At 73.1% G+C, this 16,503-nt stretch carries 15 protein-coding genes; 7 read left to right on the top strand and 8 right to left on the bottom strand.

Annotated elements, in window-relative coordinates; translation table 11 throughout:
* Nucleotides 1–150 precede the first annotated feature (150 nt).
* Nucleotides 151–972, top strand: a complete 822-nt coding sequence (locus tag OO60_RS24260) for an SCO6745 family protein (protein ID WP_003078724.1) — start codon at nucleotides 151–153, stop codon at nucleotides 970–972.
* A gap of 65 nt (nucleotides 973–1,037) precedes the next feature.
* On the opposite strand, the gene OO60_RS24265 is transcribed toward OO60_RS24260, so the two are convergent.
* The 6 genes from OO60_RS24265 to OO60_RS24290 form a co-directional block, all read right to left on the bottom strand.
* Nucleotides 1,038–2,330 carry a sensor histidine kinase gene (locus OO60_RS24265; RefSeq protein ID WP_033262118.1) on the bottom strand — a complete coding sequence of 431 codons (1,293 nt, stop codon included), beginning with the start codon at nucleotides 2,328–2,330 and terminating at the stop codon, nucleotides 1,038–1,040.
* A 2-nt stretch (nucleotides 2,331–2,332) separates the two neighbouring features.
* Nucleotides 2,333–3,043, bottom strand: a complete 711-nt coding sequence (locus OO60_RS24270) for a response regulator transcription factor (RefSeq protein ID WP_033262119.1) — start codon at nucleotides 3,041–3,043, stop codon at nucleotides 2,333–2,335.
* 47 nt (nucleotides 3,044–3,090) lie between these two features.
* Nucleotides 3,091–3,753, bottom strand: coding sequence for an IclR family transcriptional regulator (locus tag OO60_RS24275; RefSeq protein ID WP_004560820.1), 663 nt, complete (start codon nucleotides 3,751–3,753; stop codon nucleotides 3,091–3,093).
* Nucleotides 3,754–3,806: 53 nt separating this feature from the next.
* Nucleotides 3,807–4,619 (bottom strand): sugar phosphate isomerase/epimerase family protein, encoded by an 813-nt coding sequence (locus OO60_RS24280; protein ID WP_004560822.1) that lies wholly within the window; start codon nucleotides 4,617–4,619, stop codon nucleotides 3,807–3,809.
* Nucleotides 4,619–5,752 (bottom strand): DUF993 family protein, encoded by a 1,134-nt coding sequence (locus tag OO60_RS24285; protein ID WP_033262120.1) that lies wholly within the window; start codon nucleotides 5,750–5,752, stop codon nucleotides 4,619–4,621. Before OO60_RS24285 ends, OO60_RS24280 begins: the two co-directional genes overlap by 1 nt.
* Nucleotides 5,753–5,834: 82 nt before the next feature.
* Nucleotides 5,835–6,875 carry a LacI family DNA-binding transcriptional regulator gene (locus tag OO60_RS24290; RefSeq protein ID WP_003067021.1) on the bottom strand — a complete coding sequence of 347 codons (1,041 nt, stop codon included), beginning with the start codon at nucleotides 6,873–6,875 and terminating at the stop codon, nucleotides 5,835–5,837.
* 216 nt (nucleotides 6,876–7,091) lie between these two features.
* Here OO60_RS24290 and OO60_RS24295 point away from each other — a divergent pair, with 216 nt between their 5' ends.
* The 5 genes from OO60_RS24295 (at nucleotide 7,092) to OO60_RS24315 (ending at nucleotide 12,957) form a co-directional block, all read left to right on the top strand.
* A complete protein-coding gene (locus OO60_RS24295; RefSeq protein WP_003067022.1) occupies nucleotides 7,092–7,496 on the top strand; it encodes a nitroreductase family deazaflavin-dependent oxidoreductase in 405 nt (134 codons plus the stop codon).
* Nucleotides 7,497–7,573: 77 nt separating this feature from the next.
* Nucleotides 7,574–8,338 carry a lysophospholipid acyltransferase family protein gene (locus OO60_RS24300; RefSeq protein WP_033262165.1) on the top strand — a complete coding sequence of 255 codons (765 nt, stop codon included), beginning with the start codon at nucleotides 7,574–7,576 and terminating at the stop codon, nucleotides 8,336–8,338.
* Nucleotides 8,339–8,533: 195 nt separating this feature from the next.
* Nucleotides 8,534–9,925 (top strand): dihydrolipoyl dehydrogenase, encoded by a 1,392-nt coding sequence (lpdA, locus tag OO60_RS24305; protein ID WP_033262121.1) that lies wholly within the window; start codon nucleotides 8,534–8,536, stop codon nucleotides 9,923–9,925.
* A 330-nt stretch (nucleotides 9,926–10,255) separates the two neighbouring features.
* The gene (locus tag OO60_RS24310) at nucleotides 10,256–12,163 is read left to right on the top strand and encodes a S8 family serine peptidase (protein ID WP_003067027.1); all 1,908 of its coding nucleotides are present in this window, start codon (nucleotides 10,256–10,258) and stop codon (nucleotides 12,161–12,163) included.
* Nucleotides 12,164–12,222: 59 nt separating this feature from the next.
* On the top strand, nucleotides 12,223–12,957 hold the full coding sequence (locus OO60_RS24315) for an SDR family oxidoreductase (protein ID WP_003067031.1): 735 nt from the start codon (nucleotides 12,223–12,225) through the stop codon (nucleotides 12,955–12,957).
* Here the strand turns inward: OO60_RS24315 and OO60_RS24320 are convergent.
* Complete coding sequence (locus OO60_RS24320; protein ID WP_003067034.1) at nucleotides 12,954–13,964, bottom strand: SDR family oxidoreductase; 1,011 nt, start codon at nucleotides 13,962–13,964, stop codon at nucleotides 12,954–12,956. The genes OO60_RS24315 and OO60_RS24320 overlap by 4 nt on opposite strands.
* A gap of 71 nt (nucleotides 13,965–14,035) precedes the next feature.
* Here OO60_RS24320 and OO60_RS24325 point away from each other — a divergent pair, with 71 nt between their 5' ends.
* A complete protein-coding gene (locus OO60_RS24325; protein ID WP_003067037.1) occupies nucleotides 14,036–14,917 on the top strand; it encodes a LysR family transcriptional regulator in 882 nt (293 codons plus the stop codon).
* A 92-nt stretch (nucleotides 14,918–15,009) separates the two neighbouring features.
* Here the strand turns inward: OO60_RS24325 and OO60_RS24330 are convergent, their stop codons facing one another.
* The gene (locus tag OO60_RS24330; RefSeq protein WP_003067039.1) at nucleotides 15,010–16,455 is read right to left on the bottom strand and encodes a peptide ABC transporter substrate-binding protein; all 1,446 of its coding nucleotides are present in this window, start codon (nucleotides 16,453–16,455) and stop codon (nucleotides 15,010–15,012) included.
* Nucleotides 16,456–16,503 lie beyond the last annotated feature (48 nt).

A 16,503-nucleotide genomic window follows, 5' to 3' on the forward strand; every position in this document is an offset into this window, starting at 1 on the left:
GGTGATTCATTGCACAGTATGCGCAGATCATGGCGATTCGTTCCGAGCCGCAAATTTCCCGGGCGGACGATGTCGGATCGTGGGTGGGCCGTTCGTGGAGGGGGTGAGCGGCCGCCACGAGGGCGCCGCCGGACCCGCAGGGGGAAGAAGATGCCCGTCGCCCGCCGCATGTACGACCTGGTCGAGCCGATCGGCCTGGTGCCCTACTTCGCCGACGAGTCGGACGAGGCCCTGCTGGCGCTGGGCCTGCGCAACGTGTGGGACGCCTACTTCGCAGGCCGGGCCGCGCCGCTCGGGCGCGGGGTGCCGGCGGAGGTCGTCCACGCGATCTTCTACAACTTCGCCCCCGGCGAAGTCGCCCGGCACCTGCCGAAGGTCTGGGAGCTGACCACGCCGGAGGCGGCCCTCGCCGCCCGCGAGCGGGGGTGCGTGGCCGGGATGCGGCGGATCCTCGGCGACCTGGCCGACGACCCCGCCGTCACCCGCGCCGCCGACCTGCTGCTCAAGGCGGCGACCAGCGCACCGGTCGAGGGACGTCCCCTCTTCGCCGCCCTGCGCACGATCCCGGTCCCGGAGGAGCCGGTGGCCCGGCTCTGGCACGCGGCGACCCTGCTGCGCGAGCACCGCGGCGACGGCCACACCGTCGCCCTGGTGGCCGAAGGCATCGGCGGGACCGAAGCCCACGTGCTCCACTCCCTGTCCATCGACCTCCCCGCGAAGGACTTCGGCCGGGTCTGGCACCTGCCCGCCGCGCAGCTGGAAGCGGTCATCGACGGCATGCGCAACCGCGGCCTCATCGGCCCCGACGGCTGGCTCACCCCCGACGGCCACGCCACCAAGGAACGCGTCGAAGCCCTGACCGACCGCCTCGCCGAAGCCCCCTACAACGCCCTGACCCCCACCGAACTGGACAACCTCATCACCGACCTCGACCCGATCTCCAAGCTCTTCCGGGCCACCTTCCCGATGTAGCGGTCGTGAGTGGTAAGGCGGGTTAGAACCCGCCTTACCACTCACGACCAGCTGCGGCAGACCACTCAGGCGGGGTCGGCCACGGTGGGTTCGGCGGCCGGGAGGAGGAGGGTGAACGTCGGCGGGCACGGGCGGCTGAGGCGGAGGCGGCCGCCTTCGGCTTCGGCGAGGCCGCGGGCCAGGCGCAGGCCGATGCCGTGGCCGGTCGGCACCGTCGCGAACGGGTCCGTTTCACCCAGGTCGGAGCCTTCGTCCGCGACGTCGATGGCGAGCGCGTCGCCCGCGTCGCGGGCCACCACCGTGACCGTGCCGCGGCCGTGCGTCACCGCGTTGTCCAGCAGGACGCCGAGGACCTGACGGACCGCCGCGGCCGCCACGTGCGCCGGTGGCGGGTCCTCGCGGACGATCCGCAAGGCGCGTCCCTGCGGCTGGAGCAGCGCTTCGCCGGCCTGGCGGACCTCTTCCAGGAGGGCCCCGAGGGCCAGCTCGGCGCGCGGGGCCCGGCGTTCCCGGCCCAGTGCCAGCAGGTCCTCGATGGTGCGTTCCAGCCGGTCGGCGGAAGCGATGCCGGCGCGGATCGCCGCGTACGGGTCCGCGGCCGGGGTCTCCAGCGCGGCCTCCAGCTGCAGGCGCAGCCCGGTCAGCGGCGTGCGCAGCTGGTGCGACGCCTCCGCGGAGAACGCGCGCTCGCGCTCGAGGGTCTCGCCGATCCGGGCCGCGGTGGCGTCCAGCGTCTCGCCGACCTGGTCGATCTCGGGGATGCCCGCGCGCGGCGACCGGGCGGTGAAGTCGCCGTCGCCGAGCCGCCCGGCCGCCGCGGCGAGCTCCTCCAGCGGCCGGACGAGCCGCGTGGTGAACCGGCGGGCCAGCAGCCAGCTGACCCCGATCGCCGCGATCGCGAGCCCGGCCATCCCGAGCCAGGTCAGCAGGACCCGCAGCCGCAGTTCCGACATCGGCCGGGCGGCGCGGATCACGCCGGTCACCCGCGAGCCGCTCAGCACCGGGACCGCCAGCACGACCTCCTCGCCCTCCTGCTCGACGGCCACGTCCACGGTGGCGCTCGCGGCGAGCCGCTCGGCCGTGCCGGCGACGGCGGGCCCGTAGCCGGCCAGGCGCTGCCCGCCGGCGGTGTAGACCCCGACCTGGGCGTCGTCGTCATCGGGGCGCGGCAGCACCGGCGCCAGGCCCGCGTTCAGCTCGTGCGACACGGCGAGCGCGACGATGTCGGCCGCGCGCTCCAGCTCCGCCTTCGTGTCGTCGCGGTAGTACTGCATCACCGCGATGCCCAGCGGCAGCGCGAAGAGCGCGGTCGCGACCAGGGCGGCCAGCACCGTCAGCGAGATGATCCGGCGGCGCACGGCTACCCTTCGGCGGCGGTCCGGGCCGGGTCCTCCAGCCGGTAGCCGTGCCCGCGCAGGGTGGCGATCCGCGGCACCTCGTCGTCGGGCCCGGCGGCCGCGGCCAGCTTGCGGCGCACCGCCGCGATGTGCACGTCCAGGGTCTTCGTCGAGCCGTACCAGTGCGCGTCCCAGACCTCGGACATCAGCGTCTCCCGGCTGACGGCGACCCCCGGCTGCTCGGCCAGCCGCGCCAGCAGGTCGAACTCCTTGGCGCGCAGCACCACCTCGCGCCCGCCCAGGGTGGCGCGGCGGCCGGCGATGTCGACGGTCAGCCCGCCGACGGTCACCGGCGGCCGGGCCCCGGCGGGCGCGCCGCGCCGCAGGTGCGCCCGCACCCTGGCCAGCAGCTCGCCCAGCCGGATCGGCTTGGTGAGGTAGTCGTCCGCGCCGGCGTCGAGGCCGACGACGACGTCCATCTCCTCCTGCCGCGCGGTGAGGATCACCAGCACCGCGGCGGGCAGCGCGGCCCGCAGCCGACGGCAGACCTCGACGCCGTCGAGGTCGGGCAGGCCGAGGTCGAGCAGCACGAGGTCGAAGTCCCCGGCGTCGGCGGCCTGCAGGGCGGTCCGCCCGTCGCGGCGCCAGCACACCTGGTGACCGTGCAGCCGCAGGGTCGATTCGAGCACGCTGCCGATCGCCGCGTCGTCTTCCACCACCAGCAGGTTCGGCATGCCGGGCAGCCTAACCAACGACCCGCCGGGTTCCGGCCACTTGTGGCCTATTCCGCCCGCGTCCCGAGGCCGATCTGCGATATCCGCAGCGCGGCGGCGGTGACGGCGTCGGTGAACGCGGCGGCTTCGCCGGGGCCGAACCGGCTGCTCGGGCCGGTGACCGCCAGTGCCGCCAGCACCCGCCCGTCGCCGTCGAGCACCGGCGCGGCGACGCTGGACGCGCCGGCCTCGGGCTCGCCGTGGCTGACCGCGGCCCCCTCGGTGCCGTCGAGGACCCGCCCGGCGGCCCCGGAGCCGAGCGGCAGCTCGTCCCCGACCCGCCCGACGTGCCGGATGGCCAGCGGGCCCTCCTGCTGGGCCACGCAGACCAGCACCGACGTGCTGCGCACGTAGAGGTTCACCGTCTCCCGGCACTCGCGGGCCAGGTCCCGCAGCACCTGGCGGACCGGCTCGGGCAGCTGCCACGCCGTGTTCGCCAGCTGCGCCCACCGCAGCATCCCGGGCCCGACGGTGATCCGCCCGTCCGGCCGGGTCCAGAGCAGGCCGCGCTGTTCGCAGGTGGCGACCAGGCGCAGCACGGTCGTCTTCGCCAGCCCGCTGGCCGCGGTGAGGTCCTTGACCGCCCAGGTCCGCCGGTGTTCGGTGAAGAGGGCGAGCAGGTCGAACGCGCGCAGCACGCTCCGGACCGTTCCGTCGTCTTCCGGCTTCATCGAGCGACTCCCCGTCCGCCTGGTGGACCCAGAATACCGCCAGGCGGACCGGGTCAGGCCACGTATCGCTCGAATGCCGCAACGGTCTCGGCGAGCACCTCCGCCCCCGGGCGGGCCCACAGCCCGGCGTTGAACACCTCGACCTCGATCGGCCCGGTGTAGCCCGCGGCTTCGACGGCCGCGCGCAGCCGCCGGTGGTCGATCGGGCCGTCGCCGGGCAGCGCGCGGCCCAGCAGCGGGTCGGGCAGCGGCACCAGGACGTCACAGACGTGGAACCCGGCGATGCGCCCGGCGGCCGCGGCGATCGACGCCTCGATCCGCGGGTCCCACCAGACGTGGAACTCGTCCACGACCACGCCGACCTGCTCGGCCGGGTGCTCGGCCGCGATCGCCAGCGCCTGGTCCACAGTGGACAGCACCGACCGGTCCGCGCACTGCATCGGGTGCAGCGGCTCCAGGCCGAGCCGGACCCCGCGCTCCCCGGCGTACGGCGCCAGCTCGCCGACGGCGTCCGCGACCCGCTGCCGGGACGCGGGCAGGTCGTTGCCGGCGACCCCGCCGACGACCAGCACGAGCACGCCGGCCCCGAGCGCGGCGGCTTCGTCGATCGCCTCACGGGTCTGCGTGACTCCGTCCACAGGGGACCCTTCCGGCGTCACGCCGGTGAAGAACCCGCCGCGGCACAACGACGACACCCGCACGCCGTGCGCCTTGAGCAGGCGGGCGGCGGCGCCGACGCCGGTTTCGGCGACCTTGTCGCGCCACAGCCCGATCCAGCCGACGCCCGCGGCGGCGCAGCCGGCCACCGCCTCCGGCAGCGACCAGGACTTCGTGGTGATCTGGTTGAGGCTCAGCCGGGGATCCATCACGCGACTCCCGCGGCCTGCAGCAGCGGCCGCATCCGCGCCTGCGCCACGTCCGGGTCGGCCAGCACGCCGGCCTCGTCGGCCAGCCGCAGCAGCGTGGCGAGGTGGGTGATCGTGCGGGCGGACTCCTGCCCGGCGAGCATCCGGAAGTGGTCCTGGTGGCCGTTGAGGTAGGCGAGGAACACGACGCCGGTCTTGTAGTGCCGGGTCGGCGCGCGGAAGATCTCGCGGGCCAGCGCCACGGTCGGGCCGAGCCGGGCGCGGAACCCGGCTTCGTCGCCGTCGTCCAGCCGCGCCAGAGCGGCCGCGGCGACCGGGGCGATCGGGTCGAAGACGCCGAGCAGTGCCTCGCTGTGGCCTTCGGCGTCCCCGGCGATGAGTTCGGGGTAGTTGAAATCGTCACCGGTGTAGCAGGCGACACCGGCCGGCAGCGCCCGCCGGAACCCGACCTCGACCTCGGCGTCCAGCACCGAGACCTTCACCCCGGCGATCGTGCCGGCGTGCCCGGCGCACAGCGCCGCCAGTTCGCGGGCGGCGGCGCGGACGTCGTCGTGGCCCCAGTAACCGGCCAGCGCCGGGTCGAACTGCTCGCCCAGCCAGTGCAGCAGGACCGGCCCGCCCGCCTCGGACAGCAGCTTCCCGTAGGCCGCGTGGTAGTCGTCCGGCCCCTTCGCGGCGGCGGCCAGCGCGCGGCTGGCCATCACGACCGGGATCGCGCCCGCGCCGGCGACCAGGTCCAGCTGCTCGCGCCAGGCGTCCACAATGGACGCCACGGTGGCCGGGCCCGGCGGCAGCTGGTCGGTGCCGACCCCGGCGCACCAGCGCCGCCCGGCCGCGGCCGCGCCGGTGCGCGTGACCAGCTGCCGCGTCGTGGCCCAGTCCAGGCCCATCCCGCGCTGCGCGGTGTCCATCGCCTCCGCGACGCCGAGCCCGCACGCCCAGAGGTGCTCGCGGAAGGCCAGCGTGGTGTCCCAGTCGACGGAGTACGGCTCGTCGGCCAGCGCGTCCGCGACGACGTGCGCGGCGGCGTAGGCGATCCGCGTCGACGACGGTGTCCCGTCCGGCGCGGGGAGCGGCGGGCCGGACGGCGACCAGTTCTGCAGCCCGCCGCCGGGGACCGGGAGCACCAGCATCGAGGACCTCCGAGAGGGTCAGAAAGCGCTTTCTCAACCCACGGTAGGGCCTGTCCCGCAGCTCGACAAGGCCCTGGCCGGGTCAGCGTTTGGGGCGCGCGGTGCTCTCGCGCAGGACGACCTCGCCGGACAGCCGGACCGTCCGCGGCCGGGCACCCGCGGCCCCCTTGATCGCCAGGTCCATCGCGCGTTCGCCGAGTTCCTCCAGCGGCAGCCGGACCGTGGTCAGCGCCGGGGCCAGGTCGCGGACCACCGGGATGTCGTCGAAGCCGGCCACCGAGATGTCGCCGGGCACCGACAGCCCTTCTTCGCGCAACGCCGTCAGCGCGCCGATCGCCATCACGTCGGTGACGGCGAACAAGCAGGTCGGCAGCTTGCGCTTGCGGCCGGCGAGCAGCCGCTTGGTCGCCTCGTACCCGCCGTCGCGGCTGAACGCGGCCTCGACGACGTCGTCCTCGCGCAGCTCGATGCCGTGCGCGGCGAGCTCGCCGGAGAACCCGGCCAGCCGGTCGATCACGGTGCTCAGCCGCCGCGGCCCGGCCAGCACGGCGAACCGCTTGTGGCCGAGACCGACCAGTTCCTTCGCCAGCGCGGCGGCGCCGCCCTTGTTGTCCGGCTGCACGGTGTCGATCTTGAGCCCGCGGTGGCGGCTGACCGCGGCGACCTGCCCGCCGCCGCGGCGGTAGGGCTCGAGTTCGGCGGCCATCGCGCGTTCCCACGCCCGGTCTTCGAAGGCCGAGCCGATCAGCAGGATGGCCGCGGCCCGCTGCGCGCGCAGCGTCGAGACGTAGGCGACTTCGCGGTCCGGGTCGCGGAAGGTGCCGGCGAGCATCACGAGCAGCCCGTTGTCGGTCGCCACCCGCATCACCCCGCCCGCGATCGCGGCGAAGTACGGGTCGCTGACGTCGTGGCAGATCACCCCGACCGTGCGGTGGGTGCCGCCGGCGAGCGCCTGGGCGTGCGCGTTGGGGGCGTAGGCCAGTTCGGCCGCGGCGGCGGAAACCCGCTCCCGCAGGTCGGCGCGGACGGACGCGGTGCCGTTGAGCACCCGCGACGCCGTCGCGAGCGAGACGTTCGCGCTGCGTGCCACGTCTTCCAGTGTCACGTGCGGCCGGGCCTTCATGGCTGGCTCCTCCAAGAGTCGGTCTCGAGTGTCTCGGTGTGCTCGGTCGGTGCAATCTACTGGGAGGAGGGTGCGTCCCGAGAAGCCGCTGCTCGGGGGACCTCCCCCGAACGAGTGAATGCCGCGGGAAGATCGGCCGGGGCGTGTGTGTTGCAAACAAGGAAAACCTTCAAGTGGTGAGCCCGCCACTGCTCTCGTCCACGAAAGGAACCACGCATGCTGTTCGGTGACGAACACGTCCGCCGCTACGAGGAAACCGACGGCGAAGTCGGCCACGAATGGAAGGACGGCGTGCCGACGCTGGTGCTGACCACGAAGGGCCGCAAGACCGGGCAGGAGCGCAAGTTCGCCCTGATCTACCAGGAAGTCGACGGGAACCCGGTGATCGTGGCGTCCAAGGGCGGCGCGCCGAACCACCCCGGCTGGTACTTCAACCTCGTCGAGCACCCCGAGGTCGGCGTGCAGGTCAAGGCGGACAAGTTCAAGGCCCGCGCCCGCACGGCTTCCGGCGAGGAGCGCGCGAGGCTGTGGGAGAAGCTCGCTGCCGTCTGGCCGGACTACAACGAGTACGCCAAGAAGACGGATCGTGAGATCCCCGTCGTCGTGCTGGAACGGCTCTGAAATTCCTGCTGTGATCTACGCCGCGTTCGGCGCGGGCAGGAGCCGATCCGGCGGGTCGTGGGCTACGAATGACACTCATGACCGACCGCTGGACCGCCCTGGACACCGAAGGTGAGCTGCTCACCCGACGCCAGATGATCGCCTACGGCCGGCGCTTCGCCCGCGCCGGCCGGGGCGCCTGGTACAGCTTCGCCATCGAGGTGGTCTGGCAGTTCCTCGTCCAGACGACCCGGTTCCGGGTGCGCGGGTCGCACCACATCCCGAAGACCGGCGGCGTGCTGGTGGCGTCGAACCACCTGTCGTTCGCCGATCCGACGACGCTGACGGCGTTCTGCCTCGCCGCCGGGCGCGTGCCGCGCTACCTGGCCAAGGCGTCGCTGTGGAAGCTGCCGGTGGTCGGCCGCGTGATGCGCTCGGGACGGCACATCCCGGTGTACCGCGGCGCCGCGACGGCCGCCGAGGCCTACCGCGACCTCGTGACGTCGGTGCGGGCGGGCGAATGCGTCGCGATCTTCCCGGAAGGCACGTTTTCCGACGATCCGGACGGCTGGCCGATGCGCGGCAAGACGGGCATCGTGCGCGCCGCGCTGGAAACCGGGGCCCCGGTGATCCCGGTGGCCAACTGGGGCACCCACCGCCTGCTGCCGTCGACGGCGAAGGTCCCGCGGGTGCTGCCGCGCAAGACGGTCGACCTGGTCGCGGGGCCGCCGGTCGACCTTTCGGACCTCGCCGGCCGCGAGCTGACCCGCGCGGTGCTGGAGGAGGCGACGGCGCGGATCATGGCGGCGATCACCGCCCTGCTCGAATCGATCCGCGGCGAGGAGCGGCCGGCCGCGGCCTGAACCTGCTGGACCTGCTCCCGGCCGCGGCGGAGGAGGTCGAGGCCCTGCGCGGCCTGCTCGCCGCACAAGGCCGTGGGCAGCCGCGCCCGGTCCTCCGGGCACCGCGCCGGAGGGGCCTCGTGGTCGTCCTCCGCACCGGCGGCGTGAGGCCCGGGTCACCCCGCTCTGCCCGGTCCGAAGGGGTAGTTTCGGGGCATGAGTGCACAACACTTCGATGTAGTCGTGCTGGGGGCCGGGGTCGGTGGCTACGTCGCGGCGATCCGCGCGTCCCAGCTCGGGCTCAGCGCCGCCGTGGTGGAGGAGAAGTACTGGGGTGGCGTCTGCCTGAACGTCGGGTGCATCCCGTCGAAGGCGCTGCTGCGCAACGCCGAACTGGCGCACGTGGTGACCCAGGAGGCGAAGGCGTTCGGCATCTCCTCCGACAGCCCGATCAAGGTCGACTACACGGCCGCCTACGAGCGCAGCCGGAAGGTCGCCGACGGGCGCGTCAAGGGCGTGCACTTCCTGATGAAGAAGAACAAGATCACCGAGTTCGACGGGCACGGCACCTTCGTCGACGACCACACCCTCGAAGTCAACGGCGAGCGGATCACCTTCGGCCACTGCATCATCGCCACCGGCGCGACCACGCGGCTGCTGCCGGGAACCTCGCGCAGCGAACGGGTCGTCACGTACGAAGAGCAGATCCTCTCGAGCGAGCTGCCGTCGAGCATCGTGATCGCCGGCGCGGGCGCGATCGGCGTCGAGTTCGCCTACGTGCTGCACAACTACGGCGTCGACGTCACCATCGTCGAGTTCCTGGACCGGATGGTGCCGCTGGAGGACGCGGAGGTGTCGGCGGAACTCGCGCGCCGCTACCGCAAGCTGGGCATCAAGGTGCTGACGTCCACCCGGGTCGAGTCGATCGACGACTCCGGTCCGTCGGTGCGGGTGACGGTGTCTTCGGAGAAGAACGGGCAGCAGGTCCTGGAAGCCGACAAGGTGCTGCAGGCGATCGGCTTCCAGCCGCGCGTGGAGGGCTACGGCCTGGAGAAGACGGGCGTGGCGCTGACCGAGCGCGGCGCGATCGCCGTGGACGGCCGCGGCCGCACGAACGTCGAGTACATCTTCGCGATCGGCGACGTGACGGCGAAGCTGATGCTGGCGCACGCGTCCGAGTCGATGGGCGTGGTGGCGGCGGAGACGATCGCGGGCGCCGAGACGATGGAGCTCGACTTCCCGATGATCCCGCGCGCGACCTACTGCCAGCCCCAGATCGCCAGCTTCGGCTGGACGGAGGAACAGGCCCGCGAGAAGGGCTTCGACGTCCAGGTGGCGAAGTTCCCGTTCACCGCCAACGGAAAAGCCCAGGGCCTCGGCGACGCGGGCGGCTTCGTGAAGCTGATCAGCGACGCGAAGTACGGCGAACTGATCGGCGGGCACCTGATCGGCCCGGACGTGACGGAACTGCTGCCGGAGCTGACCCTGGCCCAGCAGTGGGACCTGACGGTGCACGAGGTGGCCCGCAACGTCCACGCCCACCCGACACTGGGCGAAGCGGTGAAGGAAGCCCTCCACGGCCTCGCCGGCCACATGATCAACCTGTAGGGACGTCGAAGCTCCGCGCACCCCTCCGGCCCGCGGGCGCGAGCCGGAGGGGCCCCGAGAGAGCTCGGGTGATCGCGTAACCGTCCAAAATGGACTATGCGGGCCGAGGAAGCGCGCCGCCGTGGAGGCCGCCGCGGGCACCGGGGTCGGCAGGCCCGGGCCCGGCCGGAGAAATAGTTCTCACGTTTCCCTGATCGTTCCAGCATGTGGACCAGCGGGCCTTCCCGACTTTGGTCGCTGGAATCCGGGGCACTCGCTCCTTAGATTCTTCCCATTACACCCGGTTGGGTGTCATTCGGTCGAGTGACCGAGTACCACAGGGAGACATCGATGGTGAGATTCAGCCGGGTCGCCGCGCACGCGGTTCCGCTGACGGTCGGCACCCTGCTGCTGACGACCGGGGTTTCGGCGGCGCAGCCGTCCACCGTGGACGCCGCGGCCGCGCGCACCGAGGCGGGCATCAGCGCACTGCAGAGCATCAAGAAGACCCTGAGCCCCGCCGAGCGCAAGCAATCGAGCCAGCTGGTCGTCGAGAAGCGGTTGCGGGCCGACCGGTCGCTGGCCGCGAAGCTGCCCGACTACCGCTCGGGCGTCGGGGTGAGCTCCGCCGGGACCGTCGCGGTCGACATCTCCTCCCGGGACCAGGGCGTCGCCAACGCCGTCAAGGCGGCCGGCGGCACCGTCCGCTTCGCCTCGCCGGACGGGGCCGTTCGCGCCGACCTGCCGCTGTCCGCGCTGGACGCCATCGCCGGCCGCGCCGACGTCGTCGAGGTGAAGCCCGCCGCGCAGGCCACCACCTGGCGCGAACCGGGCAACCGCGACGCCGCCGCGCCCGCGGCCGTCAAGGCGGCCGCCGCCGCGACCCAGGTGTCCGAAGGGGACAAGGCCCACGGTGCCGACGCCGCCCGCGCCACCTACGGCGTCAGCGGCTCCGGCATCAAGGTCTGCGTGCTCTCCGACGGCGTCGACTCCTTGGCGAAGTCGCAGAGCGCCGGCGAGCTGCCCGCGGTGGACGTCCTGTCCGGCCAGAAGGGCAGCGGCGACGAGGGCACCGCGATGCTCGAGATCATCCACGACCTCGCGCCGAACGCCACCCTCGGCTTCGCCACCGCCTTCACCAGCGAGGCCAGCTTCGCCGCCAACATCCGCGCGCTGCGCACCACCGGCAACTGCAAGATCATCGTCGACGACGTCTCCTACTTCGACGAGTCGCCGTTCCAGGACACGCAGGTCGCGCAGGCGGTCAACGACGTGACCGCGGCCGGTGTCCTCTACTTCTCCTCGGCCGGCAACTCGGGCAACGCGACCGACGGCACCAGCGGCTACTACGAAGGCGACTTCCGCGCGTCTTCGACGAAGATCAGCGGCGTCACCGGCACGCCGCACGACTTCGACCCCAGCAGCACCACGCAGAACTTCGACGCCCTTTCGGCCGGTTCGCTCGGCAAGCCGGTGACGCTGTTCTGGTCCGACCCGTGGGGCAAGTCCGCCAACGACTACGACCTGTTCATCCTGAACTCCTCGGGCAGCGTCGTGGCCTCCAGCGAAAACGCGCAGTCCGGCTCGCAGAACCCGTACGAGATCGCGAGCGTGCCGACCACCGGCTCGGGCTACAAGGTCGCGGTCGTCAAGTACAGCGGCGCCGACCGGTTCATCGCCCTGAACGTCATCCGCGGCCGGTTCGTGGCTTCGGGTTCGCTCAAGGCGTTCAGCACCAACGGCGTCACGAACGGCCACTCGGCCGCGGCCAGCGCGTTCAGCGTCGCGGCGGCGCCGGCGGCGGCCGCGTTCGGCAGGCCGCTGGAGACCGGTGACCCGGCGAACCCGGCCGGCCCGTACCCCGGCCTGTTCACCGCGTCGAGCAAGTGGGAGCGGTTCTCCTCCGACGGCAAGCGCCGCCTGTTCTACAACGCGGACGGCACCGCGATCACCCCGGGCAACGTGTCCTCGACCGGCGGCACCGTCCGCAGCAAGCCGGACATCACGGCGGCGGACGGCGTGGCGACGTCGGTGACCGGCTTCCAGCCGTTCTTCGGCACGTCGGCGGCGGCCCCGCACGCGGCGGCCATCGCGGCCCTGCTGCTGTCCGGCAAGCCGACGGCGACCCCGGCCCAGATCCGCACCGCGCTGGTGTCGTCGGCGATCGACCTCGGGACACCGGGCTTCGACACGGTGACTGGTAACGGCGTGATCATGGCCGGCCCGGCACTGGCCGCGCTGGGCGTGGCCGCCAAGTAGGCACCTTCCGCGAAGAGGGCCCGGCGTGCGCCGGGCCCTCTTTCGTTAGGGTCGGGACCATGGCGAAGACGGCGGTGGTCACCGGAGCGGGATCGGGCATCGGGCGGGCCGTGGCGCGGGCGCTGCTCGGCGACGGCTACCACGTCGCACTGGCCGGGCGGCGCGCTGCCGCCCTCGAAGAAACGGCCGCAGGGTCCGAAAACGCCCTCGTCGTGCCCACCGACGTCGCCGACGAGCAGGCCGTCGAGGCATTGTTCGAAGCCGTCCGCGACCGGCGGGGCCGGCTCGACCTCCTCTTCAACAACGCCGGGATCGGCGCGGCCGGAACGGTCGCCGACCTGTCCGTCGAGGACTGGAAGCGGACCGTCGACGTCAACCTGACCGGGATGTTCCTCTGCGCGCGCCAGGCCGTGCGGCTGATGAGGGACCAGGACCCGCGCGGCGGCCGGATCGTCAACAACGGCTCGATCTCGGCGCACGTCCCGCGCCCGGCGAGCGTGGCCTACACCGCGACCAAGCACGCCGTCACCGGCCTGACCCGGTCGATCTCGCTGGACGGCCGGGCCTGGAACGTCGCCTGCGGGCAGGTCGACATCGGCAACGCGGCCACCGAAATGACCGAGCGGATGGCCGCGGGCATCCCGCAGGCCGACGGCCGGGTGGTGGCGGAGCCGACGTTCGACGTCCGGCACGTCGCCGACGCGGTGCGGTACATGGCCGGGCTGCCGCTGGACGCCAATGTCCAGTTCCTGACCATTACCGCGACGACCATGCCGTTCATCGGCCGCGGCTAGGGGATCACCCGCGCCTTGCGGAACTCGTCGAAGAGCCGGTAGAACATCTGCTCCGTCTCGACGTACTCGTGGAAGCCCGCCCGGCGCGCCTTCGACGTGTCGGCGAACATGTCGTAGTCCCAGCCGAACACGAAGTCGCCGAACGCCCACGAGGCCGACACCTCCGCATAGGACGCCGACAGGCCGTGGCGGCCGGCCATCGTTGTCCACAGTGGACCCTTGTCCGCCATGACGTCCGCCAGTGACATCCGCAGCGGCGGCGCGACCTCGAGGCCGAAGTACGCCGCGAGCTTCGGCCAGAGCTCGCGCCAGCGGAACAGGTCGCCGTTCGCGATGTTGAACGCGCCCTGGTGGCCGGTCGCCCAGACCGTTGCCGAGGCCAGCAGGCCCGCGTCGGTCATCTCCAGCAGGCTGTCGTACGCCCCCGGTTTGCCGGGGAAGCGCAGTGGCAGCCCGAGTTCCTTCGAGATCGACGCGTACACCGCGATCACCAGCGCCAGGTTCATCGGGTTGCCCAGCGCGGTGCCGCCGACCACCGACGGCCGGATCGCCGACCACGTCCAGGAGCCCGCCCGCCGTTCGAGGAACTGCTGCTGGTCGACGTTGAACTCGGGCGGCATGTGCCCGGCGTCGGTTTCGCGCGCCGGGGTCTTGAACGGCCCGAGGTGCGCGCCGTACACCTTGTAGCCCTGCATCAGGCTGACGTGCTCGAGGCCGGGCGGGGCGGCGTCGACGAGGTTCGCCAGCATCGCCAGGTTCGGCGGGACGAGCTCCGCCCAGGTCGGTTTGTCCTGGTAGGCGGCGTAGAACAGGTGTGTCGCGGGCTGCAGCGAGCCGGCCTTCGCGCGGGTGTCGGCGGGGTCGAGCAGGTCGACCGCGACCGTCCCCGTCCCGCCGCGGCGGGAGAGGCCGACGACGTCCCAGCCGCCGGCCGCCCGCAGGTGCTCGATGAGGTTCTTGCCGATGATCCCGTTCGCGCCGGCGACCCAGGCTGTCTTGCGTTCCATGGGTTCCAGCCTCGGCGCCGGGCTTCGATAAGTCCAAGACATACTTGTCACCAAGTCGATAAGCTGCCTTCATGACGAGTCTGCGGCAGCTGGAGTACCTGGTCACGGTGGTCGACACCGGCTCGTTCACCCGCGCGGCCGAGCAGCTGCACGTGACGCAGCCGGCGTTGTCGCACCAGATGCGGGCCCTCGAACGCGGCCTCGGCGGCCCGCTGCTCGAACGGCTGCCCCGTGCCGTCCGGCTCACCCCGATGGGCCGGGCGATGCTGCCCCACGCGCGCGCCGCGCTGGCCGACGCCGAACGCGCGCGCTGCGCCGCCCGCCTCGCGTCCGGGACGACGGCGGGCGAGCTGCAGGTGGCGACGGTCTACTCGATGAGCCTGGGCGTGCTGCCGCCGGCGTTGCGCGTGTGGCGGCGCGACCGGCCGGGCGTCGACGTCCGGCTGCTCGAGTTCCGCCACGCGGACGAGCTGCGCGACGCGATGGCCGCGGGCGAGGCCGACGTCGCGCTCGGCCCGTGCCCCGCCGACTGGACCGGGCCGGTGCGGGAGCTGGGGACGGAGGAGTTCGTCGTGGTGCTGCCGTCCGACGGCGCTTCGGAGGACGACACGACCGGCGAGGTCGACCTGGCGACGCTCGCGGACTGCGCGTGGGTCCACTACGCCCCGGGGAACGGCCTGGCCGAGCTGGTCGACGCGGCCTGCGCGGCGGCCGGCTTCCGCCCCCGCGCGGCGGTCCGCACCGAGCAGACGGCCGCGGCACCGATCCTCGCGGCGGCGGGCCTGGGCCCGGCCCTGGTCCCGGCGAACGTCCTGCCGGTCGGCTTCGAAGGCCGGGTGCTGCGGCCGGGGGTGCCGGTGCGCCGGACCCTGGCGGCCTACACCCGCGCGGCTCCGGACCCGCTAACTGCGGCGTTCATCGAAACCCTCGTCGAGCACGCCACGGTCTCGTGAGTGAGAAACAGGGTTAGAACACTGTTTCTCACTCACGACAAGCCGCGGCAGACCGCCTGACCGGGGGTTCGGCGAGGGTTCCGGCGGCCGGCTCACGAAACCCCGATCGCGGCCAGCACAGGGCCCGTGAACGGCGTCGTCGTGACGTCGTGGACCCGCGGGCCCCACACCGCGTGACCGTGCCCGGACCACAGCGGGGCCACCGGGAGGTCGCGCAGCAGCTGGTTCTCCGCCAGGCGGTACAGCTCGCCCGCCTCCTGCGGGGTCGCCGCCGCGTCGGCCAGTGCCAGGTTCTGGCGGAACACCTCGTCCGTGTACCCCGACTGCGCCGCCAGCCCGGACAGCAGCTCGTACGGGCTCGCCGTCGCCAGCTTGACGTCCACAGTGGATGGACCAGTGGGCGGCCCCGCATTCGGAAGCGCCTGCGCCGTCACGGAAACGTCCAGCGCCTTGTGCAGCCCGACCGCGAGCGTTCGCGTCCACGCCTCCGTTCCGGGTCCGAAGTAGACGGTGGCGCCGCCCGGGAACGCCGCCTGCTTCAGGAGGGCCTTGCCCGCCGCCGCGTCGAAGCTGCACGGGCGGCAGGTGCCCGTCCGGTCGCCCGGGGCGTCCGCCGGGGGCAGCATGGCCTTGGCCGGGTCGGCCTGGTACGCCAGCGGGCCCGCCTCCAGGGCCGCGCGGTCCACGCCGAGCGCGAAACCGTGGCGGACCGTCGCGTCGGCGAACGGCGGGTTCGTCACCGGGAACGCCAGGTAGCCCGCCTCCGGCCGGGCCCACGTCGCGTGGCGGTCGGCGAAGTCGCCGTGCATGGCTTCGTGCCGGGCGCCGGGGACCTCGGTGGCGAGGTCTAGCGTGCCCGCCTTGACCGCGTCGTACTGGGCCGACGGCTCGCCGACCCGCAGGTCGATCTCCTCGGCCTTCGCGGCGCCGACGCGCTTGAGCGTGCCGCCCGCGCCGGGGTGCCAGCCGCCGTCCAGGCGGTACGGGCCGTTGCCGACCGGCGCCTTCGCGAAGCCGTCCCAATCGCGGGAGGCGAGCACCGACGCCGGCAGCGGCACCAGGCCCGGCGCGGAGAGCAGCGCGGGTACCTGGCCGGACGGGCGGTCGAGCGTCAAAGCGATCGTGTCCGGGGCCGTCGCCGTGATTTCCCGGGCCCGCAGGAGCTTCGTCAGGACCGGGGAGGAGACCCACTGCGCCGCGGCGACCACCCGCCAGGTGTCCACATAGGACTGCGCGGTGACCGGCGTGCCGTCGTGGAACGTCGCGGGCCGCAGCTTGACCGTCCAGTGCACCCGGTCGGTGCTCTCGATCGACGCCGCCGCGCGCGGCGTGACCTTCCCGGACGCGGCGTCGTAGTCGGCCAGCGGGGTCCAGAGGGCGCCGGTCACCAGCCGGCCCGCCTGGTCGGCGAGGTCGGCGGGCAGCAGCGTCGCGGGCTCGCGCAGGCCGACGGACAGGACACCGGGCCGGGCGGGATCGGAACCGGAACAACCGGTGACGGCCAGAGCCAGGACGGCGAGCAGGGCGAACAGGCGCATGCGCCAGTCTTATCAGTCGGAAGGCAACGAAAGACGGTTGTGTCCGGT

Origin of the sequence: Amycolatopsis vancoresmycina, from assembly GCF_000716785.1 — a bacterium.
Taxonomy (GTDB): domain Bacteria; phylum Actinomycetota; class Actinomycetes; order Mycobacteriales; family Pseudonocardiaceae; genus Amycolatopsis; species Amycolatopsis vancoresmycina.